Origin of the sequence: Prevotella sp. TF12-30 (assembly GCF_003436715.1) — a bacterium.
GTDB classification, from domain to species: Bacteria; Bacteroidota; Bacteroidia; order Bacteroidales; family Bacteroidaceae; genus Prevotella; species Prevotella copri_A.
The window spans coordinates 32,509-47,500 of record NZ_QSQJ01000005.1 but is presented as its reverse complement, the minus strand read 5'-3'; the positions used below and the strand labels follow the sequence as shown (position 1 = coordinate 47,500).

The following is a 14,992-nucleotide window of genomic DNA, read 5'->3' as shown; positions in this document are numbered from 1 at the left end:
CTTTTTAGCAAGACCAAGAACAGAAAATGAAGAAATGGACTATTGAAGACTCGAAGGAGCTCTACAACATTGGTGGTTGGGGCACTTCTTACTTTGGCATCAACGACAAGGGTGATGTCTATGTAACTCCATGCAAGGACAATACGCAGATAGATCTGCGCGACATCATGGACGAGTTGGCATTACGAGACATCAACGCTCCCGTACTGCTCCGTTTCCCAGATATCCTCGACAACCGTATCGAGAAGACAGCCAGCTGTTTTCAGAAGGCCAAGGAGGAATATGGTTACAAGGGGGAAAACTTTGTCATCTATCCTATCAAGGTGAACCAGATGCAGCCGGTGGTTGAGGAAATCATCTCTCATGGAAAGAAGTTCAACCTGGGACTGGAAGCCGGTTCCAAGCCTGAGCTTCATGCCGTTATCGCCGTACAGGCACAGAGCGACTCACTCATCATCTGCAACGGTTACAAGGATGAGAGCTACATCGAACTTGCCTTGCTCGCACAGAAGATGGGTAAGCGCATCTTCATCGTGGTAGAAAAGCTCAACGAGCTGGATATCATCGCCAAGGTGGCAAGCAAGCTCAACGTGAAGCCAAACATCGGTATCCGCATCAAGCTCGCTTCTTCAGGCTCAGGAAAATGGGCTGAGAGCGGTGGCGATGCATCGAAGTTCGGTTTGACAAGCGCCGAACTGCTCACTGCCCTCAACAAGATTGAGGAGATGGGATTCCACGACTGCCTGCGCCTCATCCACTTCCACATCGGAAGCCAGATTACCAAGATCCGCCGCATCCAGACGGCTCTCCGTGAGGCAGCACAGTTCTACATCAACCTCCACAAGATGGGCTACAATGTAGATTTCGTAGATTGTGGCGGTGGTCTTGGCGTAGATTACGACGGCACCCGTTCTGCCAGCAGCGAAAGCTCTGTAAACTACTCTATCCAGGAGTATGTAAACGATTGTGTCTATACCTTCGTTGATGCAGCCAACAAGAACAATATCGAGCATCCTAACCTCATCACCGAGAGTGGCCGCTCGCTTTCTGCCCACCACTCCGTATTGGTGATTGATGTGCTGGAGACAGCCTCCCTGCCGGAAATGCCAGAGGAGTTTGAAGCAAAGGAGACTGACCACCAGCTGGTGAAGGACCTTTATGAGATATGGGACAACCTGAATCCTCGCAACATGTTGGAAGACTGGCACGATGCTGAGCAGATTCGCGACGAGGCATTGCAGCTCTTCTCTCACGGCATCGTAGATCTGAAGACCCGTGCCGAGATTGAGGCGATGTACTGGAGCGTGTGCCACGAGATCAACAACCTTGCCAAGCACATGAAGCACGTGCCTGAGGAGCTTAGAGGATTGGACAAGATTCTTGCCGACAAGTATTTCTGCAACTTCTCATTGTTCCAGAGCCTGCCAGACAGTTGGGCCATCGACCAGCTCTTCCCTATCATGCCTATCCAGCGTCTGGACGAGCGTCCTACCCGCAACGCTACCTTGCAGGACATCACCTGCGACAGCGACGGAAAGATAGCCAACTTCGTAACCGATGGTCATATCGGCAACGTTCTTCCTCTTCATCCTTTGAAGAAGAACGAGCCATACTATCTCGGTGTATTCCTTGTAGGTGCCTATCAGGAGATTCTGGGCGATATGCACAATCTTTTCGGCGACACCAATGCAGCCCATATTTCCGTAAAAGACGGCAAATACAGCATCGACCAGATATTCGATGGCGAAACCGTAGAGGAGGTTCTGGATTACGTACAGTACAATCCGAAGAAGCTCGTCCGCCAGTTGGAGCAGTGGGTAACCAAGAGTGTGAAGGAAGGCAAGATTTCACTCGATGAGGGCAAGGAATTCCTGGGCACCTATCGCAATGGTCTCTTCGGATATACTTATTTACAATAATGAATAAACTGATATATATACTTGTCATTTTTGCATTGTTATGCTCATGCAATCATCAAAATGACATAAAACAAACAATTGCCCGTGCAGATAGCTTGATGGATACCAATCAAGATTCTGTGCGGGTTGCCTTAGGTATACTCGATAGTTTAGGGGCGAAAAAAACAAAGATGAGTAAAGCACAACGAATGCATTATGAATTGATTTATGCAAAAGGCATGAACAAGGGTTTTGTCGTCTTCAAGACAGACTCTATAATGAAGCAAGTCGTAGATTACTATACTAGCCATGGCTCTGCTAATGACAAGATGTTAGCAAATTATCTTTTAGGCTGCGTGTATCGTGACCTAAAGGATTCTCCAGCCTGTTTGGATTGGTATCATAGGGCTACAGAATGCGCAGACACGACTCGTGCAGATTGTAATTATGAATTGCTTGCGATTATTTATGGGCAAATTGGCTCATTTTTTTTAGACCAAGAAATGCCACAAAATGCTTTACAAGCTTTAGAGAAAACTAAAGAATATGCCAAGATTAGCAAAGATACTGTTTTGTTATTACAAGCGTTATCTAACCAAAGTCACGCTTATTTAAAAATGGAGAATAAAGCTAAATATATTCAAATGAAAGAATATTTATTTCATCAATATTCTATGTTAGGTATGCACCAGGATGCAGCATTAGAATTGTGTACGACCATTTGTGAATATGTTAATTCCTCTAATTTGTTAAAAGCAAAACAATTGATGGATTTATATGAGAAGCCATCGGGACTAATAGACAGTTTGGGCAATGTGGCTAAGGGAAAGGAAAAATATTATTTTACCAAAGGCAACTATTATTTAAAAAGCAATCAAGTAAAACTCGCGATAAAAGAGTATTATAAATTATTACATGAATCGCAAGCCGTAGACGAACGGGAGATGGCATATCGTGGTTTAGTGAAAGCTTATCAAATGCAACATAATTCAGACTCAATAGGCAAATATGGCTATTTGGCAACTGAAGCTAATGATTCTGTTTTTCGAAAAATGCAGACTAAAACTTTACTCAAAATGCAAGCGCAATATAATTATGATCAAATGGAACGTAAAGCCGAAAAGTTAGCCGTAATCAACAAATACATAGTGCATATCGGAGGGGGAGTTTTGATGATTATTTTGCTGAGTTGCCTAGTTATCGTATTCTTTTTACGCCAAAGGAATACAAAACGTGCATTACAATTTAAGCAGCTACAAGTACAAGCTATGCAATATTTGCAAGATAACAAAAAAATATTTAAAGCAAAACAACATCTAGATGCTATTTTGAGCAATGAAAAGAATTCGCATAACGAAACAATACGAGAATATGAGAAAAAAATAGAGATACTCAATAAACGAATCTCTGAATTTGAAAAGCCCATACCTTTTAAAAAATGTAATGAAGTGAATGTATATTTACGCAGCATAGCTTTACGTAAGATTATAGATAAGAAGGCTCTATTGGGACAGAAAATAACAAAAGAAGAATTGATCGAAATAGGAAAAATATTAGGTGAGCAAACTCCTAAGTTCTATGCTTTGGTTTTTAGCCTAGACATCTTAAATGAAACAGATATTGCTGTGTGCCTATTGGTTCGTCTATTTTTCTCTTCTTCCGATATACATGTGCTACTTGGTATATCATCTGGGCATGCCTCTACTATTAAAAGAAGAATAGCCTTAAAATTATTCGGTGAAGAACTTTCTCCAAAAGAGTTCGAAGAAAAATTGCATAATTTAGTCTAATAGAGTAGCTTTCAAAAACTTTCATTAAAGTTTAGAAAGCTATTCTTTTCATTTTAAGTTACTGATAATCAGAGATGAAAGTTCTTGAAAGTTTTTAATTCCTTTTTTCTTTGGTATATATATTTCTTTTTGCTACTTTTGTACAAAAAATATCGAAAGATTATGAAGAAAAAGCTATTAATTTTAATGATTTCACTGATTGTTCAGTATGTACCAATTCATGCATCTAATGGAATTGAATCTATAAATTTGAGGCCTATTTATGATGAATCTAGAATTGGAACACCTATTAAACGTACGCCAACTTATGTCCCTTTGATAGGTATTGATGGGCATACACTTATAAGATTGCAAGATGCAACAAATCAAACATTTCTTGTAGAGATTTTGCAAGGTGAAGAAGTCGTATATTCTTTTACTTGGGACTTTCAGACACCTAGCATTATGTTTCAAACTGATTTAAAAGGCGAATATAGTATCATCTTATCAAGTGCATCAATTAAATATATAGGTACTTTGTATATAGAATAAGAGCATATTCATAATGGAAAGATTTACTGATTTTATAAAATTAGAATTATCTGATAATAACTTAAAAAGAAAAAAACGAACCAGATAGAATGTTAAGCCCCTAATATAATCTTTCGTTATTTTGGAGCAACAACCCAAAGAAGATATGTACTTCTTTAGAAAGATATTTATAAAGTAAGTAAAATTAAACATGTAAAATTATGAAAATAAACAAAATAAAAATAATAGAGAATCCAGTAAAAGATTTTCAGTTGAGTGAAGACTCTATGGAGGCATTATTAGGTGGTGATACTTGTGGCGTTCGTACTTCTAATCACTGTGACTATTACTCTAGCGGATTGAGCTGTACACTTTTGGGAACAAAATGTGATCATTTTTCTTGGTAGTATTTATTAAGTACTATTCTTTGTACTTAAACTCTTAAAAGTATGATTTGGTCAAAATATAGCTATCTCTTTCAAGAAGCAGATAGATTTTATCTGTATAATTCCTTGTCCAATTCCTTTGCGGAATTGGACAAGAGTACCTATAACCTTATAAGCCAACAAATTAAGGATAAAGACGCCGTAAACATTTCAGATGAAAGCTTAAGAGAGACGTTGGTGAAAATGAAGGTGATTGTTGAAAATGAGCAAGAAGAGTTTGCACGAATTAAGTATAAGTCTCTTTTTAGGAGATTTTCCAATAGCCTGTTGTCGTTAACAATCAATCCAACATTAGACTGTAATTTCGCTTGTCCATATTGCTTTGAAGGAAAGCATCCTCAAGTGTATATGTCTGACCAAGTGGAAGAAGAGGTTATTTCTTTTGTAAAGAGACATAAAGCAGCCAAGACTTTAAAAGTTGTATGGTTTGGTGGTGAGCCTCTCTTGGCATTCAGCAGAATGAGATCCTTAACTCAAAAATTTTTGAATTTAGGGCTGAAATATGAGGCTGGTATTATAACAAATGGCTATTTGCTGACAGATAGAATTGTTAAGCATCTTGACGATTTATGCATCAAGTCAATACAGGTAACTATTGATGGTATGAAAGAAGTGCATGATAATCGTAGATGTTTGAGAACTGGTCATCCTACCTTTGACAGAATCATTGAGAACATAAAGTATGTACATGATATTTGCCCTGAAATAAAGTTGAATGTAAGGGTGAATATTGACCATACAAATGAACGTGACTTTTTGGAATTATACAAGATGTTTCAGAAAGAGGAGTTTCTTGGCATTCACTTAACTCCAGCTTTTGTAGATGACATAGAAAATACCAATAAGTGCGTCTTGAACTCAGAAGAACAAAACAAATACATAAACCGTTTGTTGAAAGAAAACGGAGTTGTTTTCAGAAAATTTTATCCCAAGCCAAGTCAAGAGTGCTTCGTCAGGAATCCAAATAGTGTAGTTATTGGTCCTGAAGGAGAGTTATATAAATGTTGGAATGATGTGGGTAAAAAGGACAAAGTATATGGTTACTTAGATGGTAGAATCACCAATGAGCCATTATTATTCCGATATTTGGCTGCATCCGACCCATTTGATGATACCCAATGTAAGGAATGTATTTTGTTGCCTGTTTGTGGGGGCGGTTGCCCATACAACAGAATAAAACGTGATTACGAAAATAATAATATAAACGTTTGTCCGTTAATAAAAGGGAATTTGAAGACATATTTGTTGAATCATTGCACAATCAAAAAATAAAGATTATGACAAAAACTATCCTATTACTTTTCGCCATGCTCTTGTCTATGACATGCACAGCACAAGAAAAACTCATACTCAAAAGCCGTGTATTGGACTCCAAGACTCGAAACGACATACCAGGAGTGACCATACAACTTTTGGCTTCAGACAGTACGGTGTTACAAACTCTTGTGGCGAATAATCATTGGACAAGGGATGAGCAAGATGGATATAACTCCATCTTCAAGTTTGAGGTGCCAAGAGAAAAGGGATGCTATATTTTGCGTGCCAGCTATCTGGGTTACAAGACAGCATACGTGAATGTGTCTATTGGTGACTTGAAAAAAAGGGAATACGAAAAAGAGCTTCCTCCTATAACCTTGCGACCAGACTCCAAGATGTTGCAAGAGGTAAATGTCGTAGGAAGCAAGGTGAAGTTCTATCATAAGGGAGACACCGTAGTCTATAATGCTGATGCATTCATCTTAGCGGAGGGAAGTATGCTTGATGCCCTGGTTAGACAGATGCCTGGCGTGGAAATTAAGAAAGACGGAAGAATTTACCACAACGGCAAGTTCGTGGAAAATCTCTTGCTCAATGGAAAGGACTTCTTCAAGGGCAATCAGGAAGTCATGTTGGAAAATCTGCCATCCTATACGGTGAAGCAGGTAAAAATATATGATAAGTATGGCAAGAAAAGTGAGTTTCTCGGACAAAAACGTGAGGATGATAAGACATACGTAATGGATGTCAACCTCAAAAAGGACTATTCCATCGGTGTACTGGCTAATTTGGAAGGTGGAGCTGGCACTGAAGACCGTTATCTTGGTCGCCTCTTTGCCATGCGTTATACAGACCATTCACGTCTTACATTCTACGGGAATGTCAACAATCTCAATGACAACCGCAAGCCTGGTCGTGACACAGACTGGACCCCCGTGGACATGCCAAGAGGAGATAGCAAGGAGAAAATGGGAGGTTTTGACTATGCAGTCAGTGACAGAAACCAAAAGTTTGACTTAAATGGCAATGTGCAGGTGAGCCATTCCAACCAAAACCTCATCACCAATACTGACCGTGTGAACTTCCTGCCTAATGGCAACACTTACGATTACGAGCGTCAGCAGGAAAAGATAAAGAATTTTCATTTGGCAACGAGCAATCAACTTTACTTTGTGCTCAGCAACAAGGTAAACCTAATCTTGCAGCCAAAGTTCAGCTATGACAAGTTTGACAACCATAGCGATTATCTGTCGGGCACGTTCTCCTCCATGCAGTACGATGTCAGCCGTGAGACGTTTGACAAAATCTACTCTGTGGGGGCTGAGAGTCTTCTTCGGCAATCGCTTATCAACAGATATAAGAAGGAAGGCTTAGATAAAGGACATCAGCTGTCAGGAAGTTTGGATGCTGCAAGTACGATAAAGCTCAAAGGCTCAGATGACTACATCAATCTGATAGGAAAAATCTCTAGTGACAGTCGTAAGAAGGACTTTTTCAACAAATATGCCATCCACTATGGTCAAGAACAGGAAGCAGCAAGTTCTGGCAACCAGTATTTCAAGAACCATCCAGACCGCAATTTGTTCTATCAACTGGGTGCATCTTATAATTTCCGCTTGAATCAAGCTGTGGAATTGTCTATGTCCTATGGTTTTGGACATCGAGACAAGAAACGCTGTTCTTCCCTTTACCAATTAGACCTGTTAGATGATCAAGATGAAAAGAATATGGCGATAGGTTGGTTACCATCTGTTGCAGAGTACGAACATACAATGGACAAGAGCAATAGCTATATGAGCAAAAATACAGAGGATACCCATAATATTTTCCCTGGCATCACATGGAATAAAAGCACCAAGCAGGGTTCCTGGAGCGCACAGGCTCAACTAGGCATTCAGCCCACTCAACAGAGACTGAATTACCAAAGGGGAAGTGTTGATACTATCCTTGTCAGAAACACGACACTTCTGTCTTTTCCTTTCACTCGACTAAGCTATTGGGTAAAAGACTACACCAAAGGATTTCAGTTGCTCTTCAAGGCAACTCCTAAGGCTCCAGACCTCGTCAATATGGTGAATATTTCTGATGCTACAGACCCAATGAACGTAAAGGTGGGAAACAATAGTCTGAAGAACGAAATGGTCTATGATGTAAATCTCCTCCTCAGCTCAACAAATACAGCCAAGCAAAGAAGCCAAAGCCTCCGCTTGTCCTACACCTATCGGGCAAACGCCTTAGCTATGGGCTATAGCTATGACGCCAGCACAGGTATTAGGACTTATCGTGCGGAGAATGTAAGTGGCAACTGGAACGCAGCCATATCCTACAACTACGAACAGCCGCTAGACAAGACGAAGAAATTGACATTCGGCTCATGGACACGTGCAGAATATGTGAACAGTGTGGATTTAATAGGTAAGGCCGAGGGCGCAAACTACCAGGTAACCCGCAACTCTGTGCAAACAAAATTGTTGGACGAGACTCTGAAACTCGATTACAAGATAGGTAGTTCTTCATTGGTGGGAATCAAGGCTTCCGCTGCCTGGCGTAACATTGATGGTGAGGCAATGGACTTCAACCACATCAATGCCATTGATTTCAACTATGGTATTACTACCTCCCTCAACTTGCCTTGGCACTTCCAACTAGGCACAGACTTGACTATGTATTCACGACGAGGCTATGAGGGAAGCTCTATGAATACCAACGACTTGCTATGGAATGCCCGTCTTTCCTATACGACGTTCAAAGGCAAGTTGACATGGATGCTTGATGGCTTCGACATCTTGGGCAACTTGAACAACATCACCCGCATGGTAAACGCACAGGGAAGAACCGAGACGTTTGTCAATGCCTTGCCACGTTATGCCATCCTTCATATGGCGTACCATTTCAGCATGAAGCCAAAGACACATTAAAGTTATATATTTTATGCTAACAAAAGAACTTGAATATAAAATAAACAACGTCCTTCAACAATTCAGTTTTACTGGATTGTTGAAGGGAGACATGGGAGTGTGTATATATTATTTTGTGTTAGGAAGAATGAGGCATGACCCTCAAATGACTCAACTCGGAGAGGCAACCTTGGAGAAAATCATGGCAAATATGGGACAAAACAAAATTTTGTTCATGGAAGAGGGCATAACAGGCATTGCTTTAGGCATATCTTTTTTGTTGAAATACAAGTTTGTTGAAGGAGATGTCAATGAAGTGTTGCAAGACATAGATGATCATATATATAAAGGTACATGTAGCCTCCTAGAGAAAGAAGTGACTCCTAACATAAAGCTCCCCATCTTAGATGTTTTGATTTATTTCATTGTGAGATATATCAATGTAAATTCCGCTATCAGAAAGAAACTTTACCTAAGATTCATAGAACATCTTTTTAATTATATATACATTCATCGGCAGGATAATTTCTATCAAGAGACATTTCCATTCAACCTGATGAAGGAGCAATACTTGTTTGTGGGAGTACTTGTATGGATTTACCAATTAGGAATAGATCAGAAAAGGATAGAAAATATTTTTCACGAGATGAAACTTTTTCTTTTTTCTTGTCATCCTGTATTGCATGCCAATCGATTCCACCTTATGACTGTAGCTCGTTGTGTTGGAAAATTTACTCATGACACAGAGTGGATGAATTTTGCAGAAAGATTGGCACAAGACATTGATATTAGACATATTTTGGAGAATGAATTGACAAATAAGAACATTATGCCACAAACTGGGGTTATTGGAATCTGGTTATTGCAGAAGCTCAATATATGGATGGGCTTTGCTATGAATGATGAAAATTATGACTTTGAAAAAAGAATAGTAGAGTCTTCTCTTTGGGAAAGAATTGAGCATGATGGAGAGTTCTTCTCTAACTATTACTCTCTAAATGGCTATTGCGGAATAAGGCTGTTTCTTGATTATTTAAAAAGAAAAGTATGAAATATGATATGAAAGATCTTACGGTGCTGATACCTATAAGGGTCGAATCTTTGGTGAGATTGGAAAACGTTTTGGCGGTAATTCGATACCTACGTAAATATTTTGAGACGAACATTATGGTCTTGGAAGCAGATAATCGCAACAATGGCATCTTATGCTCTTTGCTACCACAGGATGTGGATTACATCTTTGTCCCAGACAATGATCCCGTGTTCTATCGAACTAAATATATCAACCAGATGGCAATGAAGGCAACTACAGAAATTCTTGCCATTTGGGATGCTGATGTAGTTTCATTACCATCCCAAGTATATGAATCCATTATAAAATTACGTTCTGGCAAATACGACATTTGCTATCCGTATGAAGGAATCTTTCTTGACACGAGTAAGTTGATTCGTGACCTATATTTGGAAAGTGAGGATATTACCATTTTGGAAGAACTGAAAATGATGATGATTGCGCCCTATGGCACATATATGCATGGAGGAGCCCTTCTTGTCAATGCAAAGTCATACCATGCCTCAGGGATGGAAAATCTAAAGTTTTACGGTTGGGGACCAGAAGACACAGAGAGATATGAGAGATGGACAAACCTAGGTTATAGGATAGGCTATGCAAAGGGATGTTTATTCCATCTGTCACATCCTCGTGACTTAAATGGTACTCATAATTCTAACCAACAAAAGATGTATTCACATTACTTGAAAGATACAGCCATACTCTCTTCAAAGGAAGATATTAGAAACCAAATGAATTTGTAGCATAAATAGACTCTTTATATAATCAGGTCAAAATAAGTATATGAGTTTTTTCAAACCTTTCCCCCATTATCAGCAACTCGACGAGATGGACTGTGGTTCCACCTCGTTGAGGATGATAGCCAAGCACTATGGCAAGGAGTACTCGGCTGAGATGCTGCGCCAGCATTGCCACATCACCCGAAACGGAGTGTCGATGCTGGGCATCAGCGAGGCAGCCGAGTACCTGGGGTTTCGCACGCTCGGTGTGAGGATAACCATAGACCAGCTTGCCAACGATGCATCCCTTCCCTGCATCCTCCACTGGAACCAGAACCATTTCGTGGTCTGTTACAAGGTGAAGAAAAGCAGAAGCGGCCGCTATCACTTCTACATCTCCGACCCTGCCTCGCAAAAGCTTTGCTACACGGAGGAGGAGTTCATACGCAGTTGGCTCTGTACGAAGGTGCAGGGACAGGAATGCGGTATGGCTTTGCTGATGGTGCCTGGTGTAAATTTCGGCAAGCGCAAGGAGGAGTGCGAGAGCCATAAGCAGAGCCTTGGCTTCTTCTTCAAGTACCTCAAGCCCTACAGCCGCCAGATTGTCGTGCTCTTGTTGGGAATGCTGTTGGGCAGTTTGCTTCAGCTGGCATTTCCCTTCTTGACGCAAGTATTGGTTGACCGAGGTGTCAATGGCAAAAACCTTGGTTTTGTTACGCTTATTCTGATAGCCCAGCTCATGCTCTTCGTGGCGCAATTGGGCGTGGGCTTCGTACGCAGTTGGACTTTACTACAGGTGAACACCCGCATAGACATCGCACTGATTTCCGACTTCCTGATAAAACTGATGAACATGCCGCTCCACTTCTTCGATACCAAGAAAACGGGCGACCTGTTGCAGCGCATTGATGACCACTCCCGCATTAAGTCCTTTCTGATGGGCAACTCGCTGAATGTGATGTTCTCGCTAGCCAACTTCGTTGTCTTCTCCGTGGTGCTCAGTTGCTACAGTCTCCTAGTGCTCGGCGTGTTCATGCTAGGCAACACCCTGTACGTGCTGTGGATAACATTCTTCCTGAAATACCGTCGTGAGCTTGACATCAAGCGCTTTAACCAGTCCGCCACGGAGCGCAACAAGATAATTCAGCTAATACAAGGTATGCAGGACATCAAGCTCAACAACTGCGAGCGGCAGAAACGCTGGGAGTGGGAGCGTGTGCAGATACGCCTGTTCCGTATCAGCGTGAAGGGACTGAAGATAGGTCAGTTCCAGCAGTCTGGCTCCGTGTTCTTCAGCCAAACCACCAATATCCTCATCACTTTCCTCGCCGCTAGGAGCGTCGTCATGGGCAACATGACACTGGGCATGATGATGTCGCTCACCTATATCATCGGTCAACTGACAGCCCCCATCAACGATTTCATCGGCTTCATCCAGTCGGTACAGGATGCCAAGATAAGCTTGGAGCGACTGAACGAGATTCACTCACAACCAGACGAAGACACGGACATTGAGAACAAGACGACAAGACTGCCCGAGGACAAGACCATCCACGTGGAGCATGTCACCTTCAGCTATGATGGTGCGGAGCGCAATTATGCTCTAGACGACGTGAGCGTGGAGATACCTGGGGGTAAAGTGACGGCCATCGTGGGAGAGAGCGGCAGTGGCAAGACCACGCTCATCAAGCTATTGCAGGGCTTTTACCGGCCCAACAACGGCAGCATCAAGGTGGGCGATGTTGCACTATGCACGATAAATCCCCACTTGTGGCGCAGTGTCACAGGATCAGTAATGCAGGAGAGCTTCATATTCAGCGACACTATCGCCCACAATATCGCCCTTGACACAGACAAGCTCGATATGGAACGGCTGAAAGAGGCTGCAATGAAAGCCAATGCCGATGATTTTATCCGCAAAATGCCAATGGGTTACTATACGAAGATAGGTATGGAGGGCAATGGGATTAGCCAGGGGCAGCGTCAACGCCTACTCATTGCACGTGCCATCTACAAGAATCCCGAGTACATCTTCTTTGACGAGGCAACAAATGCGCTAGATACTTTTAACGAGGCAGAAATCATGTGCAACCTCGACAAATTCTACCATGACAAAACGGTGGTGGTGGCAGCGCACAGATTGAGCACAGTAAAGAATGCCTATCAAATATTGGTGATGAGGCAGGGCAAGATTGTGGAACGGGGCACACACAAAAATCTATTGGCACAACGAGGATATTATTATGAATTGGTGAAAAATCAATTGGAATTAAATCTGTAGAATTGCTATCATTTCCTGTATAGAGCGTTAAAGAATACAAAGAAATGTCCAAATATGAGCTTTATAGCCAAAAGAATCGTACCTTTGCATATAAGAAATTATTGATTTAAAAAAATATGGAAAAGATAACAATAGTAAAGGTAGGCGGTGCCATCGTTGAAGACAGCGAGCAGCTGGCGCAGCTCTTGAAGGATTTTGCAGCCATTCCCGGCAAGAAAGTACTGGTACATGGCGGTGGCCGCCGTGCCACCAAGGTAGCCGCAGCCCTCGGCATTGAGAGCAAGATGGTAAACGGCCGTCGCATCACCGATGCAGACATGCTGGAGGTGGTAATGATGGTTTATGGCGGTTTGGTAAACAAGAACCTGGTTGCCAAGCTTCAGGCTAACGGCGTGAATGCCCTCGGTCTGACAGGTGCTGACATGGACGTAATCCATAGTCACAAGCGCCCATTAAAGGATGGCATCGACTTCGGATTCGTAGGCGATGTAGAGCGTGCCAACGGCAAGATGCTCCAGACCCTGATTAACGAAGGCATCACCCCAGTGATGGCTCCGCTGACCCACGATGGTAAGGGCAATATCCTCAATACCAATGCCGACACCATCGCAAGCGAGACAGCCAAGGCTCTGGCTCCTTACTACGACGTGACATTGATATATAGTTTTGAAAAGAAAGGCGTGCTCAGCAATCCTGAGGATGACGACAGCGTGATTCCTGTGATTACCCATGCCGATTTTGAGAGATATAAAGCAGACGGTACCGTAGCAGGCGGCATGATTCCAAAACTGGAGAATGCTCTCGCAGCCATCAATGCAGGCGTGAAAGAGGTGATTATCACCCTTGCTACCGCCATCGACGGAAAGCACGGAACTGTTATTAAGAGTTAAAAATAGAAATAATTCAGAGTTGCCTGTAACTTTCTTACAGGTGAGTCGTCATTAATTATAGAGGGATGAAAAAAATCAGTTTCCAAAACGATGTTTTGCCACTGAAGAATAAACTCTTCAGGCTGGCACTTCGCATTACTCTCAACCGGGAGGAAGCGGAGGACGTTGTGCAGGATACCATGATTAAAGTCTGGAATGCCCGCGACAGATGGCAGGAGCTCGAGTCCATCGAAGCCTACAGCCTCACCATCGCCCGCAACCTCTCGCTCGACCGCATCAAGAAGATGGATAATCAGAATGATTCGCTGGAAGAGCAGACCACGGAAAGGCTCGACGAGACATCATCCACTCCTTCCGAACGAATGATTCAGAAAGACAAGCTGAACATCGTAAGGAACATCATTAATGAACTGCCCGAGAAGCAGCGCAGCTGTCTGCAACTTCGAGACATCGAAGGAAAATCCTATAAGGAAATAGCAGACATCCTCAGCATCACCGAAGACCAGGTCAAGGTGAACATCTTCAGGGCTCGACAAACAGTTAAACAAAGATTTCAACAATTCGACAGTTATGGATTATAAGTACATCAACCAACTTTTGGACCGCTATTGGAAGGCCGAGACTTCTCTCGAAGAAGAGGAGATTCTCCGTGCATTCTTCAGCCAGGACGAGTTGCCTGCCGAGCTGAAGCCATATCAGGCGCTCTTCTCTTACGAGATGGGCGAGGCTAAGCAAGAGACACTGGGTGATGACTTCGATCAGAAGATGATGGCGATGATTGAAGATGAATACACCAAGGAGCCTAACAAGGCGAAGGTCGTTTCATTGACAGAGCGTCTGAAGCCTCTCTTCAAGGCTGCTGCCGTGGTAGCCATCGTCTTGACCTTGGGCAACGCTGCTCAGGTTCCATTCCAGAACGATGTCGATAACCAGATTGAAAACGTAGGATACACCAAGAGTGGCAAGGGCGTTTCCGTAGCCATGGGCGATTCTGCTTCGGTTGACTCCATGCAGCGCACGGGCATCGACCAGATAAGCACCACCACTGCTTCCCCTACGATATTGAAGTAGTTATTTCTATGCTTTCTCTATATAAAAAATCATGTTTAGTAAAACAATTCTGAAACTGTGAAGTTTCAATTCTCTCAAATTTTTCATAACATACTAACGTAATAGGGCTGCCAGGATGTACTGGCAGCCCTTACTGTTTATACAATAAGAGGCAGCCCTCA

Annotated in this window: 12 protein-coding genes; all 12 read left to right on the top strand. The window is 42.3% G+C overall.

What is annotated here, in order from left to right; genetic code table 11:
- Window positions 1–26: 26 nt before the first annotated feature.
- The 12 genes from speA to DXD25_RS03380 all read left to right on the top strand — a co-directional run bounded on the left by speA (window position 27) and on the right by DXD25_RS03380 (window position 14,831).
- The gene (gene speA, locus DXD25_RS03430) at window positions 27–1,919 is read left to right on the top strand and encodes a biosynthetic arginine decarboxylase (protein ID WP_117661804.1); all 1,893 of its coding nucleotides are present in this window, start codon (window positions 27–29) and stop codon (window positions 1,917–1,919) included.
- Window positions 1,919–3,688 carry a hypothetical protein gene (locus tag DXD25_RS03425; protein WP_117661803.1) on the top strand — a complete coding sequence of 590 codons (1,770 nt, stop codon included), beginning with the start codon at window positions 1,919–1,921 and terminating at the stop codon, window positions 3,686–3,688. Before speA ends, DXD25_RS03425 begins: the two co-directional genes overlap by 1 nt.
- A 162-nt stretch (window positions 3,689–3,850) precedes the next feature.
- Complete coding sequence (locus DXD25_RS03420; protein WP_147327837.1) at window positions 3,851–4,219, top strand: hypothetical protein; 369 nt, start codon at window positions 3,851–3,853, stop codon at window positions 4,217–4,219.
- Between the two features lie 200 nt (window positions 4,220–4,419).
- On the top strand, window positions 4,420–4,605 hold the full coding sequence (locus DXD25_RS16490) for a hypothetical protein (protein WP_147327836.1): 186 nt from the start codon (window positions 4,420–4,422) through the stop codon (window positions 4,603–4,605).
- A 42-nt stretch (window positions 4,606–4,647) separates the two neighbouring features.
- The gene (locus DXD25_RS03415; protein ID WP_117661801.1) at window positions 4,648–5,916 is read left to right on the top strand and encodes a radical SAM/SPASM domain-containing protein; all 1,269 of its coding nucleotides are present in this window, start codon (window positions 4,648–4,650) and stop codon (window positions 5,914–5,916) included.
- A 5-nt stretch (window positions 5,917–5,921) separates the two neighbouring features.
- Entirely contained in the window at window positions 5,922–8,819 is a 2,898-nt protein-coding gene (locus tag DXD25_RS03410; RefSeq protein WP_147327835.1) for a carboxypeptidase-like regulatory domain-containing protein, read from the top strand.
- Window positions 8,820–8,832: 13 nt separating this feature from the next.
- On the top strand, window positions 8,833–9,849 hold the full coding sequence (locus tag DXD25_RS03405; protein ID WP_117661799.1) for a hypothetical protein: 1,017 nt from the start codon (window positions 8,833–8,835) through the stop codon (window positions 9,847–9,849).
- Complete coding sequence (locus DXD25_RS17085; RefSeq protein WP_158556281.1) at window positions 9,846–10,613, top strand: galactosyltransferase-related protein; 768 nt, start codon at window positions 9,846–9,848, stop codon at window positions 10,611–10,613. Before DXD25_RS03405 ends, DXD25_RS17085 begins: the two co-directional genes overlap by 4 nt.
- A 40-nt stretch (window positions 10,614–10,653) precedes the next feature.
- A complete protein-coding gene (locus DXD25_RS03395; protein ID WP_117661798.1) occupies window positions 10,654–12,870 on the top strand; it encodes a peptidase domain-containing ABC transporter in 2,217 nt (738 codons plus the stop codon).
- A 116-nt stretch (window positions 12,871–12,986) separates the two neighbouring features.
- Window positions 12,987–13,760 carry an acetylglutamate kinase gene (argB, locus tag DXD25_RS03390; RefSeq protein ID WP_117661797.1) on the top strand — a complete coding sequence of 258 codons (774 nt, stop codon included), beginning with the start codon at window positions 12,987–12,989 and terminating at the stop codon, window positions 13,758–13,760.
- Window positions 13,761–13,825: 65 nt separating this feature from the next.
- Window positions 13,826–14,341, top strand: a complete 516-nt coding sequence (locus DXD25_RS03385) for an RNA polymerase sigma factor (protein ID WP_117661796.1) — start codon at window positions 13,826–13,828, stop codon at window positions 14,339–14,341.
- Entirely contained in the window at window positions 14,331–14,831 is a 501-nt protein-coding gene (locus DXD25_RS03380; protein WP_089544823.1) for a pyruvate ferredoxin oxidoreductase, read from the top strand. Before DXD25_RS03385 ends, DXD25_RS03380 begins: the two co-directional genes overlap by 11 nt.
- Window positions 14,832–14,992: the final 161 nt, after the last annotated feature.

Excerpts from the sequence above, each read along its gene's own strand:
- argB (WP_117661797.1), top strand. The coding sequence starts at position 12,987 with ATGGAAAAGATAACAATAGTAAAGGTAGGCGGTGCCATCGTTGAAGAC.
- DXD25_RS03395 (WP_117661798.1), top strand. The coding sequence starts at position 10,654 with ATGAGTTTTTTCAAACCTTTCCCCCATTATCAGCAACTCGACGAGATG.
- DXD25_RS03385 (WP_117661796.1), top strand. The coding sequence starts at position 13,826 with ATGAAAAAAATCAGTTTCCAAAACGATGTTTTGCCACTGAAGAATAAA.
- DXD25_RS03425 (WP_117661803.1), top strand. The coding sequence starts at position 1,919 with ATGAATAAACTGATATATATACTTGTCATTTTTGCATTGTTATGCTCA.
- DXD25_RS03415 (WP_117661801.1), top strand. The coding sequence starts at position 4,648 with ATGATTTGGTCAAAATATAGCTATCTCTTTCAAGAAGCAGATAGATTT.
- DXD25_RS16490 (WP_147327836.1), top strand. The coding sequence starts at position 4,420 with ATGAAAATAAACAAAATAAAAATAATAGAGAATCCAGTAAAAGATTTT.
- DXD25_RS03380 (WP_089544823.1), top strand. The coding sequence starts at position 14,331 with ATGGATTATAAGTACATCAACCAACTTTTGGACCGCTATTGGAAGGCC.
- DXD25_RS03420 (WP_147327837.1), top strand. The coding sequence starts at position 3,851 with ATGAAGAAAAAGCTATTAATTTTAATGATTTCACTGATTGTTCAGTAT.
- DXD25_RS03410 (WP_147327835.1), top strand. The coding sequence starts at position 5,922 with ATGACAAAAACTATCCTATTACTTTTCGCCATGCTCTTGTCTATGACA.
- DXD25_RS17085 (WP_158556281.1), top strand. The coding sequence starts at position 9,846 with ATGAAATATGATATGAAAGATCTTACGGTGCTGATACCTATAAGGGTC.
- speA (WP_117661804.1), top strand. The coding sequence starts at position 27 with ATGAAGAAATGGACTATTGAAGACTCGAAGGAGCTCTACAACATTGGT.
- DXD25_RS03405 (WP_117661799.1), top strand. The coding sequence starts at position 8,833 with ATGCTAACAAAAGAACTTGAATATAAAATAAACAACGTCCTTCAACAA.